The 21745-nt window shown below is 59.8% G+C and carries 23 protein-coding genes; 9 read left to right on the top strand and 14 right to left on the bottom strand.

Annotation, left to right across the window (positions count from 1 at the left end; translation table 11 throughout):
* Window positions 1-185 precede the first annotated feature (185 nt).
* Window positions 186-1040: a flagellar hook-associated protein FlgL gene (gene flgL / locus ACH2ED_RS15395; protein WP_395092879.1), complete on the top strand. Its 855-nt coding sequence runs from the start codon at window positions 186-188 to the stop codon at window positions 1038-1040.
* Window positions 1041-1138: 98 nt separating this feature from the next.
* On the opposite strand, the gene ACH2ED_RS15400 is transcribed toward flgL, so the two are convergent.
* The 4 genes from ACH2ED_RS15400 to cysM are packed head-to-tail and all read right to left on the bottom strand — an operon-like array spanning window position 1139 to window position 4240.
* Entirely contained in the window at window positions 1139-1537 is a 399-nt protein-coding gene (locus ACH2ED_RS15400) for an ATP-binding protein (protein ID WP_395092882.1), read from the bottom strand.
* Window positions 1537-2823 (bottom strand): dicarboxylate/amino acid:cation symporter, encoded by a 1287-nt coding sequence (locus tag ACH2ED_RS15405; protein ID WP_395092885.1) that lies wholly within the window; start codon window positions 2821-2823, stop codon window positions 1537-1539. The genes ACH2ED_RS15400 and ACH2ED_RS15405 overlap by 1 nt, the downstream gene beginning before the upstream one ends.
* Window positions 2820-3305, bottom strand: a complete 486-nt coding sequence (locus tag ACH2ED_RS15410; protein WP_395092888.1) for an OsmC family protein — start codon at window positions 3303-3305, stop codon at window positions 2820-2822. The genes ACH2ED_RS15405 and ACH2ED_RS15410 overlap by 4 nt, the downstream gene beginning before the upstream one ends.
* On the bottom strand, window positions 3302-4240 hold the full coding sequence (gene cysM, locus ACH2ED_RS15415; protein WP_395092891.1) for a cysteine synthase CysM: 939 nt from the start codon (window positions 4238-4240) through the stop codon (window positions 3302-3304). The genes ACH2ED_RS15410 and cysM overlap by 4 nt, the downstream gene beginning before the upstream one ends.
* Before the next feature lie 65 nt (window positions 4241-4305).
* Here cysM and ACH2ED_RS15420 point away from each other — a divergent pair, with 65 nt between their 5' ends.
* The 8 genes from ACH2ED_RS15420 (at window position 4306) to ACH2ED_RS15455 (ending at window position 12791) form a co-directional block, all read left to right on the top strand.
* Window positions 4306-5631 (top strand): DUF1501 domain-containing protein, encoded by a 1326-nt coding sequence (locus ACH2ED_RS15420; RefSeq protein WP_395092894.1) that lies wholly within the window; start codon window positions 4306-4308, stop codon window positions 5629-5631.
* Between the two features lie 4 nt (window positions 5632-5635).
* Complete coding sequence (locus ACH2ED_RS15425; protein WP_395092897.1) at window positions 5636-6043, top strand: MOSC domain-containing protein; 408 nt, start codon at window positions 5636-5638, stop codon at window positions 6041-6043.
* Window positions 6006-7088 carry a WD40 repeat domain-containing protein gene (locus tag ACH2ED_RS15430; protein WP_395092900.1) on the top strand — a complete coding sequence of 361 codons (1083 nt, stop codon included), beginning with the start codon at window positions 6006-6008 and terminating at the stop codon, window positions 7086-7088. Before ACH2ED_RS15425 ends, ACH2ED_RS15430 begins: the two co-directional genes overlap by 38 nt.
* Window positions 7085-9244 carry a c-type cytochrome gene (locus ACH2ED_RS15435; protein ID WP_395092903.1) on the top strand — a complete coding sequence of 720 codons (2160 nt, stop codon included), beginning with the start codon at window positions 7085-7087 and terminating at the stop codon, window positions 9242-9244. The genes ACH2ED_RS15430 and ACH2ED_RS15435 overlap by 4 nt, the downstream gene beginning before the upstream one ends.
* Before the next feature lie 5 nt (window positions 9245-9249).
* Entirely contained in the window at window positions 9250-9945 is a 696-nt protein-coding gene (locus ACH2ED_RS15440; RefSeq protein ID WP_395092906.1) for a VIT1/CCC1 transporter family protein, read from the top strand.
* Window positions 9946-10061: 116 nt separating this feature from the next.
* Window positions 10062-10256, top strand: a complete 195-nt coding sequence (locus ACH2ED_RS15445) for a hypothetical protein (protein ID WP_395092909.1) — start codon at window positions 10062-10064, stop codon at window positions 10254-10256.
* 12 nt (window positions 10257-10268) lie between these two features.
* A complete protein-coding gene (locus ACH2ED_RS15450) occupies window positions 10269-12557 on the top strand; it encodes a YfhO family protein (protein WP_395092912.1) in 2289 nt (762 codons plus the stop codon).
* A gap of 12 nt (window positions 12558-12569) precedes the next feature.
* Window positions 12570-12791, top strand: coding sequence for a hypothetical protein (locus tag ACH2ED_RS15455; RefSeq protein ID WP_395092915.1), 222 nt, complete (start codon window positions 12570-12572; stop codon window positions 12789-12791).
* A 128-nt stretch (window positions 12792-12919) separates the two neighbouring features.
* On the opposite strand, the gene ACH2ED_RS15460 is transcribed toward ACH2ED_RS15455, so the two are convergent.
* The 10 genes from ACH2ED_RS15460 to ACH2ED_RS15505 form a co-directional block, all read right to left on the bottom strand.
* Window positions 12920-13258 carry a hypothetical protein gene (locus ACH2ED_RS15460; RefSeq protein WP_395092918.1) on the bottom strand — a complete coding sequence of 113 codons (339 nt, stop codon included), beginning with the start codon at window positions 13256-13258 and terminating at the stop codon, window positions 12920-12922.
* A 35-nt stretch (window positions 13259-13293) separates the two neighbouring features.
* On the bottom strand, window positions 13294-13707 hold the full coding sequence (locus ACH2ED_RS15465; RefSeq protein ID WP_395092921.1) for a VOC family protein: 414 nt from the start codon (window positions 13705-13707) through the stop codon (window positions 13294-13296).
* 10 nt (window positions 13708-13717) lie between these two features.
* Window positions 13718-14203, bottom strand: a complete 486-nt coding sequence (locus ACH2ED_RS15470; RefSeq protein WP_395092924.1) for a hypothetical protein — start codon at window positions 14201-14203, stop codon at window positions 13718-13720.
* Window positions 14200-14964, bottom strand: coding sequence for a YgfZ/GcvT domain-containing protein (locus ACH2ED_RS15475; protein WP_395092927.1), 765 nt, complete (start codon window positions 14962-14964; stop codon window positions 14200-14202). Before ACH2ED_RS15475 ends, ACH2ED_RS15470 begins: the two co-directional genes overlap by 4 nt.
* Window positions 14961-15767, bottom strand: coding sequence for a C40 family peptidase (locus tag ACH2ED_RS15480; protein WP_395092930.1), 807 nt, complete (start codon window positions 15765-15767; stop codon window positions 14961-14963). Before ACH2ED_RS15480 ends, ACH2ED_RS15475 begins: the two co-directional genes overlap by 4 nt.
* A 9-nt stretch (window positions 15768-15776) precedes the next feature.
* Window positions 15777-17603: a prolyl oligopeptidase family serine peptidase gene (locus ACH2ED_RS15485; RefSeq protein WP_395092933.1), complete on the bottom strand. Its 1827-nt coding sequence runs from the start codon at window positions 17601-17603 to the stop codon at window positions 15777-15779.
* Window positions 17604-17953: 350 nt separating this feature from the next.
* Window positions 17954-18352 (bottom strand): hypothetical protein, encoded by a 399-nt coding sequence (locus ACH2ED_RS15490; RefSeq protein WP_395092936.1) that lies wholly within the window; start codon window positions 18350-18352, stop codon window positions 17954-17956.
* Window positions 18352-19683: a dihydrolipoamide acetyltransferase family protein gene (locus ACH2ED_RS15495; protein WP_395092939.1), complete on the bottom strand. Its 1332-nt coding sequence runs from the start codon at window positions 19681-19683 to the stop codon at window positions 18352-18354. Before ACH2ED_RS15495 ends, ACH2ED_RS15490 begins: the two co-directional genes overlap by 1 nt.
* 1 nt (window position 19684) lies before the next feature.
* Window positions 19685-20701 carry an alpha-ketoacid dehydrogenase subunit beta gene (locus ACH2ED_RS15500; RefSeq protein ID WP_395092941.1) on the bottom strand — a complete coding sequence of 339 codons (1017 nt, stop codon included), beginning with the start codon at window positions 20699-20701 and terminating at the stop codon, window positions 19685-19687.
* A 16-nt stretch (window positions 20702-20717) separates the two neighbouring features.
* A complete protein-coding gene (locus ACH2ED_RS15505) occupies window positions 20718-21725 on the bottom strand; it encodes a thiamine pyrophosphate-dependent enzyme (RefSeq protein WP_395092943.1) in 1008 nt (335 codons plus the stop codon).
* Window positions 21726-21745 lie beyond the last annotated feature (20 nt).

Below are 21745 nucleotides of genomic sequence, written 5' to 3' on the forward strand. Positions count from 1 at the left end.
GTTCCGATGGGTAATGTGCGGCAGAGTTGGCAAATGAGAAGGGCTGTTTGATAAACTGTAGTTGGCATGGTCAAAGGTCTTTCCTGTGTTGTGATAAGCTCTTGTATCGTCTTTGGCCATGCCATGCAAACTACCCCCAATTAGCGGAAACTAAAGTCTAATAAAAAAACAGAGAGAAAAGAACCATGAGAATCACCACCTGGATCACCCACCAGCAGCGCCTCGCTAGCCTTCAGAACAACCAGGCACGCCTCAACAAGGCACAAGGTCAGGTCAGCTCCGGGCTGAAGCTAGAGCGCGCCTCCGACAATCCCGCAGGAACGGTGGAGCTACTGACAATCCAGTCTCGCCTGGCAGAGCGCCAGCAGCAGACGGAGAGTATCAGCGGTGCTCTGCCCCTGATGAAGTCCACCGAGTCGGTACTGGGAGAGCTCTCCACCGCCCTTCAGGCAGCCAAGATCGCCGGGCTGCGCGCCGCCAACACTGCTACCGGCAGTGATGCCGACCGGGCTGCACTCGCGGCCCAGATTCGAAGCTCGGCAGTGTCTGTGCTCAACCTGGCCAATACTCGCGTGGACCAGCGCTATCTCTTCAGTGGCACCAAAAGTGATGTCCGCCCCTTTGTGGCAGGCGAGTCCGTGACCTACGCGGGCAATGTCAGTACGCTGAAGCTGGATCCCACCGACGGACAACCGCTGGCGATCAGTATCACCGGAGAGCAGCTTCAGCGAGGGCAGGAAGGCAGCGATCTTTTCGCGAACTTAAAGGGACTGGAGCAAGCCGTTCTCTCGGGCAACAGTGAGGCGATTCGCACGAGCATGACCAAAGTGGATGCCGACTGGAACCGGGTGGTGAGCCTTCGAGGAGATATGGGTGCGCGCCTGAACTACCTGGATATGGCCCAGCGGGGGATCGAAAAGGAAGTCGGTCTCCTAGAAGTTCGGCAGTCGGAGCTGCGCGACGTGGATTTCACCGAGGCAATTGTGAAGGAGAAATCGGCGGAAAACTCCCAGCAAGCGGCTCTGGCGATGGCGGGTTAAGATAGGCAGTATGTCCCTTCTGGATTATCTGCGGTAAAGTGAAATTAGTTGAGGTAATGGGCTAAAAAGCCGAAATCCTGGTATTTCACGCAGGGCTTTCAGGAGAGAGGCAGGCGCTTTTTGAGACGCACCAAGGTCTGCCCCTCCCCCACGAAGTACTCCACGCTATCGGTGAGGGCTTCCATGAGCGCACGGCCACGCCCCCCTTCAGCACTGGCATCCGGCATTGCGGCAGGAGAGCTAGGCAGTGCTCCCTCTCCCGCATTACTCACTTCCACAATCAGAAACTCGTAGTCATGCAGGCAGCGCAGAGTCAGCATCCCTCGCTCATCGCCGTGCTCCACTGTATTGTTGCACGCCTCGCCCACCGCCAGCCGGAGCGCCTCACGCTCCGCCTCGGGAAAGCGAAGCTTGCGTGCCACAGAGACGACCGCCTCCCGTGCGACACTCACAAAGGCGTTGTCGGTGGGCAGACGAAGGCGCAGCAGCTCGGTCATTACTCGTCAGTGAGCTTTTGACCGGCATCAAGCAAGATCGCGACAAGCATGTCGCTCATGACATTGACCCCGGAGCGGGCGCGGGCGATGATCCAGTCTACGGGAATGAGCAGCGGCAGCGCGACGGCGATAGTCTCGGCGGAGAGCCCAGCTGTGCTGAGTACGAGCGGCAGGACAATCAGGCCCGCTTCGGGGATTCCGGCGATACCGGCTCCGGCCATGATGGAGGCAAGCACTACCTGAAACTGTGCCACGAGCGAGAGATCTTTGCCCAGTGCCTGCGCCAGAAAGAGCGCCGCCATCGCCTCGTAGAGCGTGATGCCGTCGTTGTTGAGGTTGGTGCCCACGCACGCCGCGAGGCGCGCAGATGCCGTCGAGACCCCCATCTTCTCCAAACACTTGAGTGTGATAGGCACCGACGCCAAACTGGAGTTGGTGGAGAGCCCCGTGAGAATCGCATCCGCGCCTTGCCCGAGATAGACCTTCGGGGATTTCTTGCCCCAGAAATAAGCAATTGCCGGGTAGTACACTAAGCTATGGAGCGCCAGCCCGGTGAGCGCGACGAGCAAAAAGACCCAGAGTAGGGCAAATACCCCAACCCCCGACGCCCCCACCACCTTTGCCACGGTACCAAAGACGGCGTAGGGCACGGTGCGAACAATCCACTCAAGCATCACCAGCATCACTTGGTACGCGGCAGCGATAAAGCTCTCGATGGTCCGAATGCTCTGCTCTGTTGATTCGCTAAGCGCTTCTTGCTCCGCGCGTACTTTTCGGATCGCCGCCCCGATCAGCAGCGCCAGCAGCACCACGGAAATTAAGTTATTGTAGACAAAAGGCCGCACCAGCGACGAGGGAACGTAGTAGCTGACATTGGGCAGAAGCTCCAGAGTCGCGCCGGGCGCCTCGGGATCCTCAACTTTTTTTGCCTCCGGGGCTTTTGCGTGTGTCTGCGCAATGAGTGTCTCCAGCTTGCCGCGCCAGAGCTTGCCGGGCTGAAAAACATTGAGCAGTGTCAGCCCAATTGCCATCGCTACGGAAACATTGACCAGGCAGATGAGCATCAGCCGCCCGAACTTCCTCGCTTCGATCCGTGTCTTAACAAACGCATCGAGAATCGCGAAGAACACCAGCGGCACCGCGAGCGCCCGTAGTGCCTTGATCGAGAGGATCCCAATCGCCCCGAGAGTCTCGGTCAGCTCGCCTTTGCCAGCAGTCACTCCAAGCACGATCCCCAGAGCCACCCCGATGAGCACTTGTAGCGCGAGCGGTACACGACGTTTCATCCTCCCAGCTCCGCAACTCTCGTCACCACCGTGATCTCCGGCTTGAGCGTGTCGGCGACGGAGCAGTACTTGCGTACGGCGAGCTCGGCGGCGCGGGAAAGTGCTACAGGGTCTACGGGGCCACGAACGGTGAATGTCAGGATGATATGGGTGTAGGGCGCGGGCGTGGCGTCGGCGCGGGTACCGTCCGCAACGATAGTGAGCCCACGGACATCTTGCCGTTGCCGCGCTAGAATCAGGCCCAGATCCAGTGCGCTACAGCCCGCCAGCGAGATCAAGAGAAGCGCCATGGGCCGAAAGCCTGGGCCAGAGTTCTCCAGAAGCGGCAACGTCTCAGGGAAGACACTTGCATCGGGGAGGCGCTCGCGAATCTGCTGATCCAGCTCGGCAGAGCCCGCCAGGCGCATTGTATTGCCCAGCGCATCGGTGGCGTCGTAGGCACACGGCCCGACACGCTCCAGTGTGACGCGTACCGTGCTCATGAAATTATCTCCAGCGCACCCAGCTCCGGGTGGCCATCGGCAAATAAGTCCGACGAGAGGTAGCGGTCGCCCCGGTCACAGAGAATCGTCACGATCAGGCCCTTTTTGCCCTCTTTAGCCAGCTCGCTCGCCACTTGTTGCGCGGCCCAGAGCGCCCCTGCCGCTGAGACACCCGTGAAGATCCCCGTGGTCGCGGCGAGCTTTCGGGCCGTGGATTCGGCGATTCCTTGCTCAATGTCAATCACACGATCAACACGCTCGCGCTCGAAGATTTTGGGCAGGTACTCCAGTGCCCAGCGCCGAATCCCAGGAATACGCGAGCCGGGCGTGGGCTGGCAGCCGACGATTTGAACCGCGGGGCTCTGCTCTTTCAAGTAGCGCGAGACCCCCATGATGGTTCCCGTGGTGCCCATCGCCGAGACAAAGTGCGTGATTCTTCGCTCCGTGTCCTGCCAAATCTCGGGGCCTGTGGTCTCGTAGTGCGCACGCCAGTTATCCGGATTGGCGAACTGATTGAGCATCAAGTAGCTCCCCGGATTCGCTTTGAGCCGTGCATGGGCAAAGTCAATTGTGCCCTCCATGCCCCCTGTCGCCGGAGTAAGGACAACTTTTGCCCCCAGTGCCCGCATGGTCTGCACTCGCTCCGCCGTACTATTGGCGGGCATGACCAGCTCCAATTTATAGCCACGGGCGGCGGCGATCATCGCCAGTGCGATTCCCGTGTTGCCGCTGGTAGGCTCGATCAATGTCACGCCGGGCTTCAGCTCACCTCGCTCCTCGGCGCGGCGGATCATGGACCACGCGGGCCGATCTTTCACGCTTCCCCCGGGGTTGTTGCCCTCCATCTTCCCGAGAATAGGGATGTCGGGGTTGGGTGAGGGCAGTAATACCAGCGGCGTCGCGCCAATTCGATCCGTGAGTGTTGGCAGATTCATGGCTTGATTGTACCTACTGATTAATGTTACAATGAACCGAATTTCAGAGTAGAGGACAAAACACCATGGCGGAACCAACAGACCCGAACGCGTGTACGGAATACAACGCACTCTCTCGACGTAGTTTCCTCAGCACCGGCCTCAAAGCCGGAGCCCTGCTGGGTCTCAGCATGACCGATCTGTTTGAGGCTGAAGAAGCCCAGGCAGCGGGTCTGCAAGGCGCGACGGCGCAGTCTGCTGTGATTATCTGGCTGGGGGGTGGCGCGAGCCACTTAGACACCTTCGATCTCAAGCCCGATGCCCCCGTGGAGATTCGCGGTCAGTTCAACCCGATCAACACCAAGGCCGACGGGATGCAGCTCTCGGAGCACCTGCCGCTGCTTGCCGCGCAGGCTGATAAGTTCTCGCTGATCCGCTCCATGACCACGGGCGAAGCGGCCCACGAGCGCGGCACCCACTACATGCTGACGGGGTTCCAGCCCCTACCCGGCTTCGGGGTTCCCAGCTACGGCTCGGTGGCGGCCAAGTTCCTGCCCACGAAATCCGCGCTTCCACCTTATATCGCGGTTCCCGGCCAGATTCAGTACGGCGGTGCGGGCTTTCTCGGTGCGGCTCTCGATCCGTTCGCGCCGGGCGGCGATCCCAACAACGGCGGCTTCCGCGTGCGCGATTTAGACTTACCACAGGGCATGACACTGGAGCGCATGGACCGCCGCAAGACCCTGCGCGAGTCCGTGGACTCGGCGTTTTCGCGTTTCGAGAAGGGTTCGGATCGCGCCAAGGCTGTCAACTCTTTCTATAACCGAGCGTATGGCCTGCTCTCGTCGGCAGAGGCGCGCGCATCGTTTGATGTCAGTAAGGAGCCTGCGAAAGTGCGCGATGCCTACGGACGCACGCAGCTCGGGCAGAGTTTGCTACTGGCGCGGCGCTTGGTGGAGGGTGGCGTGCGCTTTGTGACGGTCTCGTCGGGCGGCTGGGACACACACAACAACGCCTTCAACAACCTCTCGCGCAATTTGCTACCCACTTTTGATAAAGGCGTCGCCGCGTTTATTGAGGACTTGCAACAGCGCGGCCTGCTCAAGACCACCATGGTGATTGTGATGAGCGAGTTTGGGCGCACCCCGATTGTGAACCGCGACGGGGGCCGTGATCACCACGCCCGCTGTTTCTCGGTACTTGTCGCCGGAGGGGGCGTGAAGGGCGGTGTGGTCGTCGGCTCTTCGGACACCAAAGGCTTTGAGCCCGCCGAGCGCCCCGTCAAGCCCGAAGACTTAGCGGCAACAATCTACCAGTGCCTCGGCATTGACTACACGCAGTCCATCACGTCCCCCGAAGGCGTCCGCATCACTCTCTCGCGCGGCGGTCGCCACATCGGCGAGCTGGTCTAATATCATGATTCGTTCCATTCACATTGCCCCGACATCCTGGGCACCTGTAGATTCTGTCGCGTCGGCGCGGCTTGTCAAAGACAGCGGCATTGCGGGCGACCGCCAGACCACCAATATCACGCTCATCGAGGCGGAGGCTGTGGACACAGAGGGTTTTGCCCCCGGTGAGTCGCGGCGTAATATCACCGTGACGGGCGTCTCGCTCAATGAACTCGTCGGCAAGCGCTTCCGCGTGGGCAGCGTGCTCTGCGAGGGCACGGAGCTCTGTCAGCCGTGCGCCAAGCTGGAGGCACACACACAGCGCCCCGGCCTGGCTCGGCGTCTGGTGAACCAAGCTGGGATTCGAGCGCGGGTGCTGGAGGAAGGCGAAATTCATGTGGGCGACACGATCACAGAAGAAAACGACGGGTAAAGTCCCCGTAAAAGCTCCCCCGCCCGGCGGGGGCGGGGGGGGCCTTCCCGTCGCGACCAAACTGCCGCCGTGCTGGGCAGTGGCGTTCTCACCCGATGGCGTGCGCCTCGCGGTGGGGACTTATCGGCGCGTGGTGATCTACGATGTCGCGAGCGGCAATAAGCTCTCGGACTGGAGCGTCTCCACAGATGCCATTCGCACCCTCGCGTTCTCCCCCGATGGCGGCGTGATTGCCGCTGGAACGGGCGTGCCCGGCATGAGCGGCGTGATCTTGCTACTAAACGCCACCAGTGGGCAAGTGATAAAAACTCTCAAGCCTCACTACGATACCGTGGAATCGGTGGCATTTCTGGGCAACCAGATCCTCTCCGCCGCCAATGATGAGAAAGTCTGCGTAACGGATGCCATGAGTGGTCAGACTATCGGCACCCTCTCTGAGCACGTGGGGCGCTGTCTGAGTGTCACCGTGCCGAGCCGCACCACACCCCAAGACGGCGGGGCGCTCTTTGCCACGGGGGGCGCGGACAAGATGTTCAAGGTCTGGGATGCCGACAAACGCCGCGTCGTGGTGAACTTTGACCAGTGCGGCAGCGTGGTCTGGTGCGTCGCCGCGCTCCCGCAGCCCGGGCGTTTTCTCGTGGGCAGCGGCGATGGTGCTCTGCGCATCTTCGGGGTGCGCTCCGATGGCAAGGCCCGCGACCCTAAGGAGCCCGATCCGCGCACGGGCTTCACCGGCCAGACTTTTGGCGGTGCCCACCCCGATGGAGTCTATGCCATCGCCGTGGCTCCCAACGGCCAGACAGTCGCCTCAGGGGGTGCGGATAAGAAAGTGAAGGTCTGGAACCTGGGCCGCAATCGCTTGGAAAAAGAGTTCACGGAGGCCCTAGGAGATATCTGGGGTCTCGCGCTCTCGCCCAACAGCCAGCTTCTCGCCGCCGCTTCACTGGATGGCCGTGTCCGTCTCTACGATGTGATCCAGAACAAGCTGGTGCGCGAGCTTCCCCCCGCACCGAATACACCCGCCGCACCAGGAGTGCCCCAATGAAACGCACCATCGGTTTGTTGACAGCGCTTGCGCTCATGAGTGCCGCGCTTGCCCAGAACCCGCGCATCGCCGCGCTCTACCCCGCGGGTGCACAGGCAGGACAGAGTGTCGAGATCGCGATTCGTGGCGGTGGCCTAGCAGGAGCCAAGCGTGTGGTCGTCAATGGTGGGCCGGGTGTCAAGGCGGAGCTCCGTGCGGCAGGAGGCCCAGTGGACGACACGATTCGGCCCCTCTTCAACGCCAAGTGCGTTACCTGCCACGAGTCGCGCTCCCCGGATAACCGCACTCTGTCGCCCGAGCAGTGGGCCGCTACGGCAGACCGAATGATCACGGCACGTGGCGCAGATATCAAGAAAGAGGACCGGGATAAGATTGTTAGCTGGCTCCAGGCACGGGCACGCGCAGGGCAGATCACGGCCAAGCTGAGTATCGCCGCCGATGCCCCTCCCGGTTTGCGCGAGGTGCGCCTCGTCACTGAGCAGGGCATCTCATCCCCCTTTACCTTTGAGATTGGCAACCTGCCAGAGACACTGGCGCTCCCCAATACGAGCCTCACAATCGCTCTCCCCGCCATCATCAACGGTGCTCTTACGCTGTCGGGCCAGCGGGATAAGTTTCTTTTTTCTGCCAAAAAAGGCGAACCACTCACGTTCAACTTGAAAGCCTATCGAATCAATGAGCAGTGCCCCCAGTTCTTCAACCCGGTGCTCTATCTCTATGATAGCAAGGGTAAAGAGCTTGCCAAGAGCCTAGGGCGCATTGATATTGACCCTATTTTAGAGTGGATCTGCCCCAACGACGGTGAGTACACACTTTTGGTGCGCGATTTACTCTGGAAAGGCAATCCAGCCTCAATCTACCGTCTAGCAATAGGTAACTTGCCCGCAGACACCACTCTTTCAAACTTAGTCGCACGGCCTGGTGCCAACTTCTCCGCCAGTATGGGCAATGTATCTATTGAGGCATTGCTGGCGCGCGATGCGGCGGGGGTGACGATGCTCCACACGGCGATGGGAGACACTCCCGTGCTGGTGAGGGATCTGCCCGATGGGGGCGGCCCGGTGGAGACAATCGGCCTCGCCACTGCCGTGACACTACCTGCGATGTTCTCGGGGAAACTGACGGGTGCCAACCAGGTGGATCGTTTTAAAGTGCAAGCACTCAAACCCGGCATGGGCCTGGAGCTCTACACCAAGCGCTTGGGCTCGCAGCTCCGCCCCCGCGTGACAATTAGAGACGAAAAAAATGCCGTCGTCCAGACCCGGCTGATGGATGGCGAGGAGGAGCTACGGATGCCCGCCTGCTTCCCCAAAGCGGGTGAGTACGTGGTGGAGATCACAGACTCGCTCTCGTCGGGGGGGAGCTACTGCTGGGAGACAATCGGAGCGGGAATCCCTGACTTCTCCCTCAATGTCACACCCGATGGGGCCAACCTGGCCCCAGGGCGACGTGCGGCGCTGCTCGTGCGCGTCACCCGCCGTGAGGCACTCAAAGGACCGATCAAGCTTACCATTAAGGGGCTTCCCCTGGGAATCAAAGCGGAAGCGGGAGTCATCCCGCCCGACGATGACAAAGCGCTTCTGCTCATCACAGTAGACGATAAAGCGGCCCTGGGAGGCGGGACAATCACCATCGAGGGAACGACAGAACTGACGGACGACCAGGGTAATGTCCGTTTGCTGAGGCGCTTCGCCCAGCCCATTGAGCTCTACCGCACACAGAACAACAACCTTCGCCCCATTGAGCGCAGCGCCGCGTTTATCGGTGTGGCGAAAGAGGAGCCCCCTTTCGGACTCTCGGTTCAGGGAATTGAGAGCCTGAACCTCGGGCCCGGTCAGAGCGCGACTGTGGTCGTGAAAGTCGTGCGCCCCACCAATGGCCGCAGCGATGTGGTGATATCCGCCCTGGGTCTCCCCCCAGGAATCACGATCAGCCAGGGCGCACTCTATATTCCAGGAAATAAAGACGAAGCAACGTTTACGCTACGCGGCTCCGAGGCCTCTCGCTACTTGAGTACACGTGATCCCAAACTTCCGCCCCTGCGCTTTGTCTTCGTGGGCACCACGGGAGGCCGCAACGCCGATGCGCCCACAGACAGCACCGCGCCTATTATCATCACTGCGCCCCGTGAGGGTGGCATCAAGATCGGAAGATAGCTCTCTTGGATACCCATCTTCACCACGAAACTCATTTTAAGTCCTCAGAGAGTGTACGGGATGTGGTTATCGGGATGGCGGATGGGCTGACGGTTCCCTTCGCGCTGGCAGCGGGCCTCTCCGGCGCAGTTTTCGGCACTCATATCGTCGTCACCGCAGGGCTGGCGGAGATTGCAGCGGGCTCGATTGCAATGGGACTGGGCGGCTATCTGGCGGCTCGGAGCGAGGCGGAGCACTATATCAGTGAGAAAAAGCGCGAAGCCTGGGAAGTTGTCCACAAGCCCGAGGCGGAGGCGGCGGAGATCCGGGAAGTCTTCGAGGGCTACGGCCTGACAGAAGCCGAGATTACCCCTATTATTGCCGCGCTGGAGCGCAACCCGGAAAGCTACGTGCAGTTCATGATGCGCTTCGAGTTGGGTCTGGAAGAGCCCAATCCCAAACGTGCCCTCCAGAGCGCAATCACGATCGGCATTTCCTATATCATTGGCGGCCTGATTCCTCTTGCTCCCTACATTTTTCTGACGCAGCACACTGCCGCCTTCCAGCTCTCATGTGTCGTGACCCTCCTCGCGCTTTGTATTTTTGGTTTCGTCAAGGGCCGCTTCACCGGCAGCAATCCCTGGCGCAGCGCTTTTGAGACGGCAAGTATCGGGGGGATCGCCGCCGCTGTCGCTTACGCACTGGCAAAAGCATTTAGCTGAACCAGAAAAAAATCGTCGCAAAGCACAACTGTAGCCTTAAACTTTGCTACAATACAACCAGAGGTGATTGTCTCATGGAAGAACAGTTTATTTGCCCTTTTCCCTGGAAGTGGTCTATGATTTATGAAAAGCTCCACCGTGAGTGGGCGGAGCGCGCGGAGGACGAAGTGCCCGAGCCTCCCCATCTCCTGCCCTCTATGACAAGTGATGCGCACCGGCAGGATCGCTGGCAGGAGACTGTGGAGTGGGCGGAGCAGTACGGTTTTGAGATCCCCGCAATGAGTGAGGACGAGAAATACTATAAGATGTAGGTGTTAGCGCCGATGAAACCAGCCTTGCCGCCGGCCCTTCTGGTGGGGCTGGTTTTATTTTTTTATGGTTCCTTGATCGCATTCGACGAGCGCCAAGTGCGCCTGGGCGAAGACATCGCTCTTTTCTACTACCCCTGGAGAGTATTCGCACAGGAAAGCCTTAATGCGGGGGTATGGCCCCTCTGGAAACCCTACAGCTTCGCAGGCATCCCATTTCTGGCGAGCCTGGAGGCAGGGCTCTTTTACCCCGCCTTCTGGCTGGCTATTTTCCTCCCTGTCGGGTGTGGGCTCGTGTGGGATCAGCTCCTGCATCTCTGCCTGGGGGCACTGGGAATGTATTTTCTGCTGCTGCACTACACACGCTCCGTTCCCGCAGCGCTTTTTTCGGGACTGGCCTTTCCTCTAGGGACATTTTTCGCCACACGAGTCGCCTTTGGGCATGTCCCCGTCATTGAGGCGGCAGTGGGGCTTCCCTGGTTCTTGCTCCTCACCGAGAAGGTGCTCGCGGAGCCGAAGGGCTGGCGCTGGCCCGTGCTTCTAGGGAGCGCCTACGGCATGAACTTGCTGGTAGGTTTCCCTGAGATCAGCTTTATGGCGGGAGCGGTCTTCACTTTGCGCTGGCTGACGGCGCTGCGCACGCAGCCAGTGGCATTGGCACTTGCTCTGCGCTACGGGGTCGTGGTGTTAGTCAGTTTGGGGGTCAGCGCGGTTCAGCTTGCTCCGGCTCTAACGGTTCTGGAGCGCAGCGCACGCACCGCACTCCCAATGCGCTTCGTGCGTGAGCAATCTCTTCCTCCTCTAGCCCTACCCACTCTAGCCGTCCCCGCGCTACTTGGTAGCGCAGCGACTCACAATGCACTGCTCAAGGGGCCCAGTGTGGAGATGCCAGGCTATGTGGGGGTGCTGACCCTGCACTTTGCGCTGGCGGCGCTCATTCTTGCACGACGGCGACGGACAGGGTTCTTCGTGGGGCTGTTGTTAGGCGGCCTGTTGCTTGCAATGGGGCCTTATAACCCGCTCTACTCACTTCTTGCCCGGCTCCCCGGCCTGAGCTTCATCGCGCGTCCAGTCCGCTGGATGTTCCTGGTCGCCTTCACGCTCCCGGTTCTCGGGGGGCTAGGGCTGGCTGCAATCCTAGAGAGCACCACCTCTGCAACACGACGTCGGCTACAGCAGGTGCGTCTTCTCTCCGTCGCAGTGGTAGCCCTTGGTCTGGGCGCACTGCTTGCGACGCTAGGGGGGCGCTCCAAGCTTACCGCGCTGGGTCAGGCACGGATTTTAGCAAGCTATCCGGAGAACCCGGAGCGCCAGCTCACAAAACTAGCGGGGCTGCTGACGGGGCAGCGCCAGGGAATCGGGCTCTTTGTGGTTTTCTCGGCTGTCGCGCTCGGATTTCTGTGGGGCCGCCGCCGACACCCCGCACTTGCCTACCTGCCCTCTGTGGTTCTCTATTTGGATCTCGGGCTTGCCAACGCCCCCTCCCTAGGACTGCCCAAAGCTCTGTTGGCTCCTCCGGTGGACACGTTCCAGAGTGATCTTCCTGAAGATGCCCGAGCCTTTCGATTTCTGCCTCTAGAGGATAGCAAGATCTGGCCAGAGTCCGGGGCGCTCACCAAGCAGTACAGCGCGGTCGGTTATGACTCTCTGACCAGCAAGGAGCTGTTTGCCTATCTTGCCGCTGCTCTTGGCAAACCCGCCGCCGACCTTGATCCGCTTAGCCCTACAACGACGGCAGCCGACTGGCCTCAAACGCGCAACGGCCTGCTGGATCGGCTGGGGGTACGCTATGTTGCCAGCAAAGAAGAGCTGCCCTTGCCCCGTGTCGCCCCTGGTCTCTACCTTCGCGACTCCGCCCTGCCCCTCGCGCGGGTTGTGCACACCGTCTTGGTGGAGCAAAATAAAGAGTACGCTCTGGAACGCCTCAAGACACTTGCCCCCGCTGCGGCGTTGATAGAACAAAAGGTGCTCGTTTCTCCCACCACTGCACCCGAAATCTGCAAGACGCAACGCCCTACGCCTAGCTCGATTCGGACGGAGACCACCCTCACAGCTCCCGGCCTGCTGGTTGTCCACGAAGCCTACTACGACGGCTGGGAGGCACGCATTGATGGCAAGCCAAGCCCGGTTCTCCGAGCCGACTATCTCTTTATGGGAGTCCCTCTGGAAGCGGGCAGGCACACCATTGAGCTGACCTACCAGGCCCCCTACTCTGCCATGGGGCGTCGTATCACCGCGCTCACCACAGGCGGATTAGTGATCTTCTTTGTTTTAGGGTTGACAAAGCGTCGAAAAATCCGGTAAAGTCTCAGTGTAATGCTTGAGCTATTTTTCACAAAGTTTCCGTGGCAGCTTCGCGCCCTCTGTGCCTGGTTCGGTACCCTTGCGGGTATCCTGCTCCTGCTAACCATCGGTAAGCAAGACTTCGTCGCGGCCCATCCGGTGGAGCAGCAGTTTCTGACCTTTGCAGGCTGGGGAATGGCCTTCTGGGGGCCGATCATCCTGGTGACGATGGAAGGCATACGCGCCGACGACTAGTGTCGCTAGAGCACAACAACAATTACCGCGATTTGAAGATTGTTCCTCTGCTCAAGAGCAGTGCGAGGCGGCTCCGGGCGGCGGTAGGTAAGGAGCTGGCGTAGACGGGCAAGATGACGGAGCACAGACTACCGCCGCCGCCGCCGACTCTCGCGTTGTACTTTCTCATGGCGAAGCGCCTCAATCCGTAGCTGCGCCGCCTGCTCACGCTTGTCGCGCTCTCGCCACCAGCGCTTCTCGGCCTCGTCGCGCCGATCGGAGCGCCAGCGATGGACTCGGTGCGCCACCGAAGGCTGGAGATAGAGAACTATGACGAAAGCAACTCCAATCAGAGGAAGCGACCACTTGCCCCCTTGCTGGTGGCGTAGCTGAGGCAATAAGAGGAGGCAGATAAACAAAACACCGACAAGTAACAGTATAAGAAACCATCCAACCTCAGTGTTCTTAGATTTTCTCATCTGTCTCATTTCGTCGTTGAAAATTCCTTAGCTACTATTCTATCTTAAAGTTCGTCATTTTGAAAGAATTCCCAAGTTTCTCCCTCAGGTCCCAGAAAAAATCCCACACGAATCGTCTTCCCATTGACTTCAACGCTTTTAGGTTCAATAGTAATGGGACAACCGAGTAGACGAACTTTGCCAATATCAGAGTCAACATCTAGGGAGCGGAGTGCTAGGTGGAAAAACTGGTTCCCTCCCACAATTTCAGTCGCTTGCGGACAGGCAAAAAGCTCCAAGTAGTTACCATCGCCTAAGTCAAGAAGAGCGATTCGTTTATCACCCTCCCCCCAGGAGTGTGCCACAGGAAAGCCCATTCCTTCGGTGTAAAAGGCCAGCGAGGCATCAAAATCTCGTGCACGGAGAGCCATGTGATGAAAACCCGACTGGCTAAAACGAGTGTTGGTCGAAGTGCGCATACAAAAAATCCTATTCTATGGGTTCCAGGTGCACCAGAGTCGTCTGGTTGCGAATGGGTTTAAAGAGGTCGGTGGGCAAGACGAAGGGGATCTTGGCTCCCCCCGGCCAGGCGAGTGTCTGACGGATACCGCGATCTCGGATCCGCTTCCCGTTCCCCGTCTCCGTAATTTCGATGATGAAGGCAAGACGTCCTTCCAGAGGTTTTCCTGGGGTCGTGGTGGCGGTGGCACAAAGTAGGCCCGCATTCCCCCAGCGAATGTCGCTGATTGTGATGCGCTTCAGGTCGTCGCGTGTGAGAAGTGGGGCACGAGGTTCAACAATAAACGGTGCTTTCCAGTGGTCATCGCGCTTGATCTCGACCACGCCGCGCACCAGGTGCCGCCGGACTTGGCTCTCCCCAATCTGTTGGTACTCCCAGGCATTGACCGCCCAGAATATCCCCCCGACAACGGTCATAACAGCGGCAATGCTTCCCAGAATAACTCCGTGCTTCACGCGACCACTCCATTGCCAAAGGCACCAACCGTGACCTGTGTCCCCGGCGCGGCGTGCTCATTTCGTAGATAGCCCAGCGCCACCGGGACACTGCACGTTGGCCCGAGCGCCGCCGACGTAATCCAGCCGACATCTTTGCCGTCCACCGTCAGCCGCGTCCCAGGCTCGACCACTTGCTCCGTTGTTAGCGTCACCAGGCTCCGGTTGGTATGGCCCCGCGCATCAATGCGCGCCACGATCTCCTGCCCGATATAGCAGCCTTTCTTATAGTGAATCGCTCGGCCCGCCTGCCCTGTCTCCGGCGCGAGTGTCTTCTCGTCGAAGTCCACACGCCCACGCGGAATGCCCGCCTCAATCCGAAGCGCCTCATAGATCGCTTCGCCGCACACGGGCAGCTCTGGCGGAGAGGTAGCGTCGTAGAGCGCCCGCCACTTGCCTTCCTCGTAAATAAAATAAACGATCTCCGTGGTCAGGCGAATCTTGACACGCTCCATGACCAAATGATGCTCCAGCGAAGCGGCAAGCGGCTCGCCCCAGCCGGGCTCGGTGTCCAGAAGGAGACAGTCGTCTAAGCAAAGTACGCTCATGTCCGCGAGGATCTGGCCTTTGCTGGTGAGATGAAACGCATAACAGCCCTGCCCAGGCGTGAGCGAGGCAATGTCGTTGGTGAGCATGCCCTGCAAAAAACTCTGGCGGTCACGGCCCGTCAGGCGCAGGAGATCGCGCTCCAGAGGTACGTAGAAACTTTTGGGGAGAGTCATCGGTTTTCGGCCTTGTGGCGCTGCACGGGAACGCTCACTTTCTGTGGATCAAGCCGCCGGGCACCCACATAGCTTGGAGAGTAGCGCCGGTCACCCCACTCGGTAACAATCGTCCCCGCTCCGCCTGCGGCATGAATAAAGAGATTTTCTTTATAGTGAAGCCCGACGTGCGTGATCTTGTCGGGCTTGCCAAAGAACACCAGATCGCCCGGCGCAAGCGCCTCTTTTTCGACCGCAACAAAGCGCGGGTCGGAGCGCTGGATATCGGCATCGCGGCGCAAGAGCACGCCTGCCAGTCGGTAGCAGAGCTGCGCCAGCCCGGAGCAGTCCAGGCCAAACGCCGACGACCCGCCCCAGAGATACGGTGTCCCGAGAAACTCCGTCGCCCATACTTCCGGGGATTTTCGGGGAAGGGGTGCCAGTGCAGAAACCGGCAGCCAGCCGCGCGTGCCGCCCGGCAGTGTCACGGGGCACCAGTCGCCCACGGGTGGTTGCGCCGTAAGCTTACTCAAGATCGAGAGCCGCGCCACCAGCGATGCATCGGTGTGCGCCTCGGCACGAACATCAGCAAACGGCACGGAGACAGTCATCTCAGGCGAACTTTCAGAAGCGAGAAACCGCGTCTCCGCCCAGCCACGGTAGGTATCATCGGCCTGGACACGCACCCACTCACCATCTGGAGAAGAGGTGACGACAGCCACGGAGCTTCCCAAAAGCACCTGGGAAACCCGGTCATTCTCCCGCCGCCGTGGCTCCTGCCAAAGATGGCAAACCGGCTGCGTCACGATCCGTTGTTGCTGCACGAGGCTATTCTACCGCTTCCAGCTCTCGTCGAAGAAGCCCACTTCGGTCACTGCGCCATCGGTGATGCGCACCGTGGCCCAGTCAGGGAGCTTTGGGGTGTGGTGTGCATTGGAGCCAGACATGTAATCATGCCAAGTAAACCCGGAGTTCACTACCACGTACTTTCTCTCGTTCAGCGGGTTCGGGTAGATAAACACCGGCGCAGTCTCACTTGTCCAGCCCAGGGGCAGCTTGCTTGCCATATTGCCCAGAACACGATTAGACGCCGGGTCGCCCCAGAGAATCAGATTGGCATTGCGCAGCTGCTCTCCGGAGAGCTTTTCATCGTCCACCACCACCACCTCGCCTCGGAAGAATGTCTTCCAGTCACTCAGCGCCTGCTCCATAGCTTTCTTGGCCCAGGCTCCATGCTCAGCGGACTTGGCGATTCCTGTGGGCCGGACAAAGACAAAGCGCTCCATAAACGCGTCATCAATCGGCCCCTGCAAGCCGGGCTTCTTACGCAGAGTTTTGCCACGTGGCTCGCCGGATTTCCAGCTCTTGCCCTCTTTGTAGAACTTCGCCCCGGAGAGCAGCTGCCCATCCAGGTTGACCGTGCGAAAGCCCGAGTCCAGCGCCAGCGCGCTCACGCCGCTTGTCTTGATCGTGACGCTCTTGCCATCACCGCTGCGCTCGGCTTCGGCGCGGGCACGCTCCCAGTGCTTTTCCAATCCGGTTATGTGCAGCCAGTTGGACTTCGCGTAGCGCAGTGTCCAGGTCGTCAGGCGAATCTTGTTTGGGCTCTTCTCTCGCCCACGCACCACAAACTTATCTAGTTCTGCATTGATAAGCGGCTTACTGTCCTTATGATACGAATGCCCCGTGTTCGGCCCAATAATATGGGTCATGGGCAAACCCTCAGCCTGAAGCGCCACTGCCATGTCGTCGGCGGCAAGCTTCTGGCCATCCATCTCGCCCGAGTAGACCACCAGCGGACACTGCGCTAGGTTTACCGCCCAGTCCACCGGGTCGTAGAGGCGAAGCAGCTTGCGTTGCCAGCCCGGGATCTGCGCCTCCTTCAAGTTCGAAAAGCGAATCGTGTCCGCAAAGCCCGCCCCCGGCGCGGCGGCGCACCAGAAGTCCGGGTAGTGGACGGCTAGGTGCCAGGTGGCTCCTCCACCCATCGAGAACCCCCGCAGAACAATCCGCTCACTGTCTATTTTGTACTGGCCCTGCACATGAACAATCGCCTCGAAGACATCTACTTCCCCCGCGATATGATTGGCATTGCAAAAACGCCCGTAGGGATGGAGCACCAGTGCGCCCGGCGGCGTGAACTCGCCCGCGCTCTTGCGCCGCTGCTCCAGAAACGAGAGCTCCGTGAGACTTTCGCCACGCCCATGCATAAACAGATCGAGCCGGTGCTTTTGGCCATCAAACGCATTCTCGGGAACCAACAAACCATACGGCTGCACCGAGCTATCGAGCTTACTGATATAGCCGCGCACCACTAAGCCGGTCTGCTTGATCCACGGAGCCGTGCCTCGTGCGAGGGCATCTGCCCGAGCACCTCCCTCAATCAGAAGCTCTTTTGCCGTTTGCAGCTCACGAGCACTATAGATCGTATTTAGCTCCAGGCTCCACGCGACCGCTTTCCGGTAGATCTCAAGATCAGGCCAGAGCGGATTTTTTTTCAACGCCTCGGTCTTGGCACTCAGTGCAGCCAGCCCCTCGGTGAGAAACATCTTGTCGGCAGGCGCAAGTGCCATTCCTGGTGGTGGAATGTTCCTTCCAGCAGGCTGTAGCGGAATTCCATTGCGCATCGTTGGAGGTTGTATAAAAGCGAGTAGGTTCATAAGGCGATTGTACCTCTCCCGCCGCTTTTCTACGGTCATGCCCTTATCATGCTGCTGCTGGCGAGTTCACGCGGGGGTCGGAACCGCGGTAAAATCGGGGGAATCTAACCTTGGAATCCAGCCATGTCCCTCAAAGCATCGGAGCTACCACCCATCCTAGAACAGACACAGCGCAGCGCAAAGGCAGTTTTTAAGAAGAACAATCTCTACATCAAGATGAGAGATGCCTTCGAGGTTTTTCTCAAGGACGAGCAATTCGCACCCGTTGGGGGCAAGTGGCAGCCTCATTTTACAGCGTCACGAGATTTGCGACAGGAGGGAGAATTTTCTTAGAGCTTACCCTGGTAAATCTAAATGTGGTGCCCGTGGTGCGCCCCGCGCGAGGCGGCGAGCTTCTCGGTGTCCCGGCGACGCTGGCGCATGGTTTGGATAGGGCGCTGGTCGGCGCAGATGGTCTGCACGCGGTAGCCCGCGCTTTCGAGTGCCCTCACAACTTGCGGGACGTACTCAAACTCCAGCAAGTCCGCCCAGCGCTCGTCCGACGTGCCATCTCCGAAGCCTTCGCACGTGTCGAAGCCGATGATGCGCTTGACGGCGGGATAGATAAAGACCTTGGGGCCGTAGGTGACGCACCACTCCACGACCACACGGTTCATTCCGACGGGTGCGGGGAGCGTCTTCCACTCCCGCATCCGCCACAGGGTTTTCTCCGTATCAAAAACCGGCTTGTTGGTTAGTGCCTTGTGCATTACAGAAGCAACTCCAGGGGATTTTCGATGGCTTTCTTGAGTGCGCCCAGAAACGCCGCAGCATCGGCACCATCTACCACGCGGTGGTCTGCGGAGAGCGTGACTTTCATGCGCTTGCGCGGCACGACCTGCCCGTTCACGACGGCGGCGACCGTGCGCGTGCTGGAGACGGCTAAGATCGCGCCCTCACCAGGATTCACAATCGCGGCGAAGTTCTCCACTTCGGCGACCGCTCCTAGATTCGAGATCGTAAACGTCCCGCCCGTGTAGTCCGCAGGCTGTAGCTTTCCGGCACGTGCCTTCTCGATCAGCGGCTTACTCGCCGCCGTGATCTGGCGCAGGCTCAGGCTCTGGACATTGCGCACCACCGGAACAATCAAGCCATCGTCAAGAGCGACTCCAAAGCCGATATGATGGTTCTTGCTCACCAGACGCTTGTTGTCGTCGAACTTGGAGTTCACATTGGGCGCAGTGAGCATCGCCACCGAGACGGCCTTGAGCAAGCAGTCGTTGACGGAGACTTTCACATTGCCGCCGCTTGCATTCACCTGCTCACGCAGTCCAAGAAGCGCTTCCATGTCCACCTCGACCGTGACATAGAAGTGCGGAATCTGCTGCTTGCTCTCGGTGAGGCGCCGCGCGATGGTCTTGCGCATCCCGTTGTAGGACTGCACCTCGACAACATCCGCAAGAACTCCCCCGTCGCTTGCCGGAGGGGGTTGGGGGGAGGCTGCCGCCGCTTCGACATCCGCCGCGGTGATGGTTCCTGCCGCGCTGATGCTCGCCAGGTTCACGCCCTTGGCCGCCGCGATTGCGCGCGCTAAGGGGGAAGCCTTAACACGCACATCGCCACCAGAGAGGGAGGAGCCTTCCAGCTCAATGGGATCACTGAGCACGGATGCCGAGCCACCAAGTCCCTCAGGAAGCTGACAGACGTAGCTCTCTCCGTAGGGCTTCGCGGGGTTTGTCGCCACCACAACGGGTGCTGCCGCCGCAGCCGCGGGAGCGGCGACGGGTGCCGCAGTCGGTGCAACGGCGGCTTGTACGGATTCCCCCGCCGGGCGGGGGCTAGGGGGTTGGCTGCCCTCGGGCGGTGTCCCCTGCCCAATGACAAGCACGGGGTCGCCGACCTTGACTTCGGCACCGGCGGCAACAAGAATGGCGTGAACAACGCCTGCTTCCCCTGCGGGAACCTCAACATTGGACTTATCGGTCTCGATCTCGAATACCGCATCGTCTGCGGTTACCGTGTCGCCGACTTTTTTGAGGAACTGGACAATGACGCCCGCTTCCATTGCATCGCCCATCTTGGGCATGATGATCGCTGCCATCTTACTTGCCTCCCAGAGCACGTTTTGCCGCCGCGACAATATCAACTTCCGTGGGGAAGGCGAGGTTCTCTAAGTTCTTGGCGTAGGGCATCGGGACAAACGCACCGGTCACCCGCAGCACAGGGGAATCAAGATCGTAGAATGCGCGCTCGCCGATCTGGGCGGAGATTTCCGCGGCACAGCCATAGAGCGGCCACTGCTCCTGCACCACCACGGCACGGTGTGTCTTCTTGATCGAGGCCAGTACTGTGTTCATGTCGAGCGGCAGGAGCGAGCGCAGGTCAATCACCTCGGCGAAGATACCGTCTTTTGCCAGAATATTAGCCGCCTTGAGCGCCTGGATTGTCATCCAGGAATAGGCGACAATGGTCACATCCTTGCCCTCGCGCAGCACATTAGCCTGGCCGAGTGGCACGGAGAAATCGGGGCCATCGGGCACTTCGGAGAGGCCCGGCTGGATCGCCTCCAGCTCGTCGGGCTTGGTGAAGTACATGCGTAGCGACTCTAAAAACATCACGGGGTTGTTGTCCCGGATCGCCGTGAGCAGCATTCCCTTGGCGTCGGCAGGGGTCGCGGGCACGGCCACTTTCAGACCGGGCACGTGTGCAAAGAGAACTTCAATTGCCTGGGAGTGCTGCGCCGAGAGCTGCAACCCGACGCCACTGGGGCCACGGATTACCATCGGCACCTGGAACTGACCGCCAAACATGTAGCGGATCTTGGCAGCGTGCTGGACAATCTGGTCGTAGGCGGGAGTCGCGAAGTCCATTCGCATCATCTCACAGACCGGACGCAAGCCCGCCATTGCCGCGCCAATTCCCAGGCCGATAATCCCGACCTCGGAGATGGGCGTGTCAATCACGCGGCGCGGGCCAAACTCCTCTAAGAAGCCCTTGGAGAGCTCCAGAGTTCCCTGGTACTGTGCCACTTCCTCACCGACCAGAAACACGTCCGGGTCGCGGCGCATCTCCTCACGCAGGGCGAGCGCGAGGGCGTCTATGTAGCGTAGCTTTGCCATTATGCGTTTGCTTCTTTCATAATGCGTACACGTCCTTTAGCAGCTCATCGGCAGGTGGCACCGGGGAATCGTCGGAGAACTTTACCGCAGCTTTGGCCGCGACCACAGCCTCGTCGTGGAACCTCACAATGTCTTCGTCCGTGATGATCTTCGCTTCCAGGAGAAGCTCTGCAGCAATCGCAATGGGGTCGCGGTTGGCCTTGGCGGCCTCGATCTCCGCTCGGGTGCGGTAGACCACGGTTTGCTTCGCCTCGTCGGCAGCTCCGTGCCCGTGGAAGCGGTAGGTATCGCACTCCAAGAAGAACGGGGCAGGATTTTTCTTCATGTCCGCAATGATCTGACTGACCTCTTCGTGCACCGTGACAATGCTCTGGCCGTCTATTTTCTTGCGGTTCATGGCGAAGCTACTCACACGGTCCGTCAGATCGGTGTTGGCGTGGGAGCGCTCGATACTGGTGCCCATCGCGTAGCCGTTGTTCTCCAGAACAAAAAGCACGGGGACCTTGTAGAGCTGCGCCATGTTCAAGGTCTCGTGAAACGCGCCCTGGTTCATGGAACCATCGCCAAAGAAGCAGACCGCGACCCCCGCTTGCGCACGGTACTTGAGCGCAAAGCCCAGCCCGAGCGCAATCGGCACGTTGCCACCAACAATACCGTAGCCGCCGTAAAAGCCGCGCTCCGCATCGCAGATATGCATCGAACCGCCCTTGCCTTTCGAGCAGCCGTCGTACTTGCCACAGATCTCCGCCATCACGGGACCGGGGGGTGAGCCGACCGCAAGCGCGTAGGCGTGGTCACGGTAGTGTCCGATTAAGCAGTCTCCTGCTGCGAGGTCGAGTGCGCCGATGATGCCGACAGCGATAGCTTCCTCACCCGAGTAGAGGTGCAGGTAGCCGCCGATGCCGTGTCCGCCGCGCTGGAATGCCCGCAGACACTCCTCTTCAAACTCGCGGATATGCACCATTTGCTCATAGAACCGGCGGTACTTGGCCGCGTCTAGCGCAGCCTTCTGGCCCTTTGCCATCTTATAAAACAGTCTCCTTG

The sequence above is a fragment of the Armatimonas sp. genome, from assembly GCF_043757465.1.
In the GTDB taxonomy this organism is placed as follows: domain Bacteria; phylum Armatimonadota; class Armatimonadia; order Armatimonadales; family Armatimonadaceae; genus Armatimonas.

Bases quoted from the DNA above. Each gene is read 5' to 3' on its own strand.
- ACH2ED_RS15435 (WP_395092903.1), top strand. From the start codon at position 7,085: ATGAAACGCACCATCGGTTTGTTGACAGCGCTTGCGCTCATGAGTGCC.
- cysM (WP_395092891.1), bottom strand. From the start codon at position 4,240: ATGAATCTGCCAACACTCACGGATCGAATTGGCGCGACGCCGCTGGTA.
- ACH2ED_RS15465 (WP_395092921.1), bottom strand. From the start codon at position 13,707: ATGCGCACTTCGACCAACACTCGTTTTAGCCAGTCGGGTTTTCATCAC.
- ACH2ED_RS15400 (WP_395092882.1), bottom strand. From the start codon at position 1,537: ATGACCGAGCTGCTGCGCCTTCGTCTGCCCACCGACAACGCCTTTGTG.
- ACH2ED_RS15410 (WP_395092888.1), bottom strand. From the start codon at position 3,305: ATGAGCACGGTACGCGTCACACTGGAGCGTGTCGGGCCGTGTGCCTAC.
- ACH2ED_RS15475 (WP_395092927.1), bottom strand. From the start codon at position 14,964: ATGACTCTCCCCAAAAGTTTCTACGTACCTCTGGAGCGCGATCTCCTG.
- ACH2ED_RS15455 (WP_395092915.1), top strand. From the start codon at position 12,570: ATGCTTGAGCTATTTTTCACAAAGTTTCCGTGGCAGCTTCGCGCCCTC.
- ACH2ED_RS15430 (WP_395092900.1), top strand. From the start codon at position 6,006: ATGTGGGCGACACGATCACAGAAGAAAACGACGGGTAAAGTCCCCGTA.
- ACH2ED_RS15505 (WP_395092943.1), bottom strand. From the start codon at position 21,725: ATGGCAAAGGGCCAGAAGGCTGCGCTAGACGCGGCCAAGTACCGCCGG.
- ACH2ED_RS15450 (WP_395092912.1), top strand. From the start codon at position 10,269: ATGAAACCAGCCTTGCCGCCGGCCCTTCTGGTGGGGCTGGTTTTATTT.
- ACH2ED_RS15420 (WP_395092894.1), top strand. From the start codon at position 4,306: ATGGCGGAACCAACAGACCCGAACGCGTGTACGGAATACAACGCACTC.
- ACH2ED_RS15460 (WP_395092918.1), bottom strand. From the start codon at position 13,258: ATGAGACAGATGAGAAAATCTAAGAACACTGAGGTTGGATGGTTTCTT.
- ACH2ED_RS15500 (WP_395092941.1), bottom strand. From the start codon at position 20,701: ATGGCAAAGCTACGCTACATAGACGCCCTCGCGCTCGCCCTGCGTGAG.
- ACH2ED_RS15490 (WP_395092936.1), bottom strand. From the start codon at position 18,352: ATGCACAAGGCACTAACCAACAAGCCGGTTTTTGATACGGAGAAAACC.
- ACH2ED_RS15485 (WP_395092933.1), bottom strand. From the start codon at position 17,603: ATGAACCTACTCGCTTTTATACAACCTCCAACGATGCGCAATGGAATT.
- ACH2ED_RS15405 (WP_395092885.1), bottom strand. From the start codon at position 2,823: ATGAAACGTCGTGTACCGCTCGCGCTACAAGTGCTCATCGGGGTGGCT.
- ACH2ED_RS15495 (WP_395092939.1), bottom strand. From the start codon at position 19,683: ATGGCAGCGATCATCATGCCCAAGATGGGCGATGCAATGGAAGCGGGC.
- ACH2ED_RS15445 (WP_395092909.1), top strand. From the start codon at position 10,062: ATGATTTATGAAAAGCTCCACCGTGAGTGGGCGGAGCGCGCGGAGGAC.
- flgL (WP_395092879.1), top strand. From the start codon at position 186: ATGAGAATCACCACCTGGATCACCCACCAGCAGCGCCTCGCTAGCCTT.
- ACH2ED_RS15425 (WP_395092897.1), top strand. From the start codon at position 5,636: ATGATTCGTTCCATTCACATTGCCCCGACATCCTGGGCACCTGTAGAT.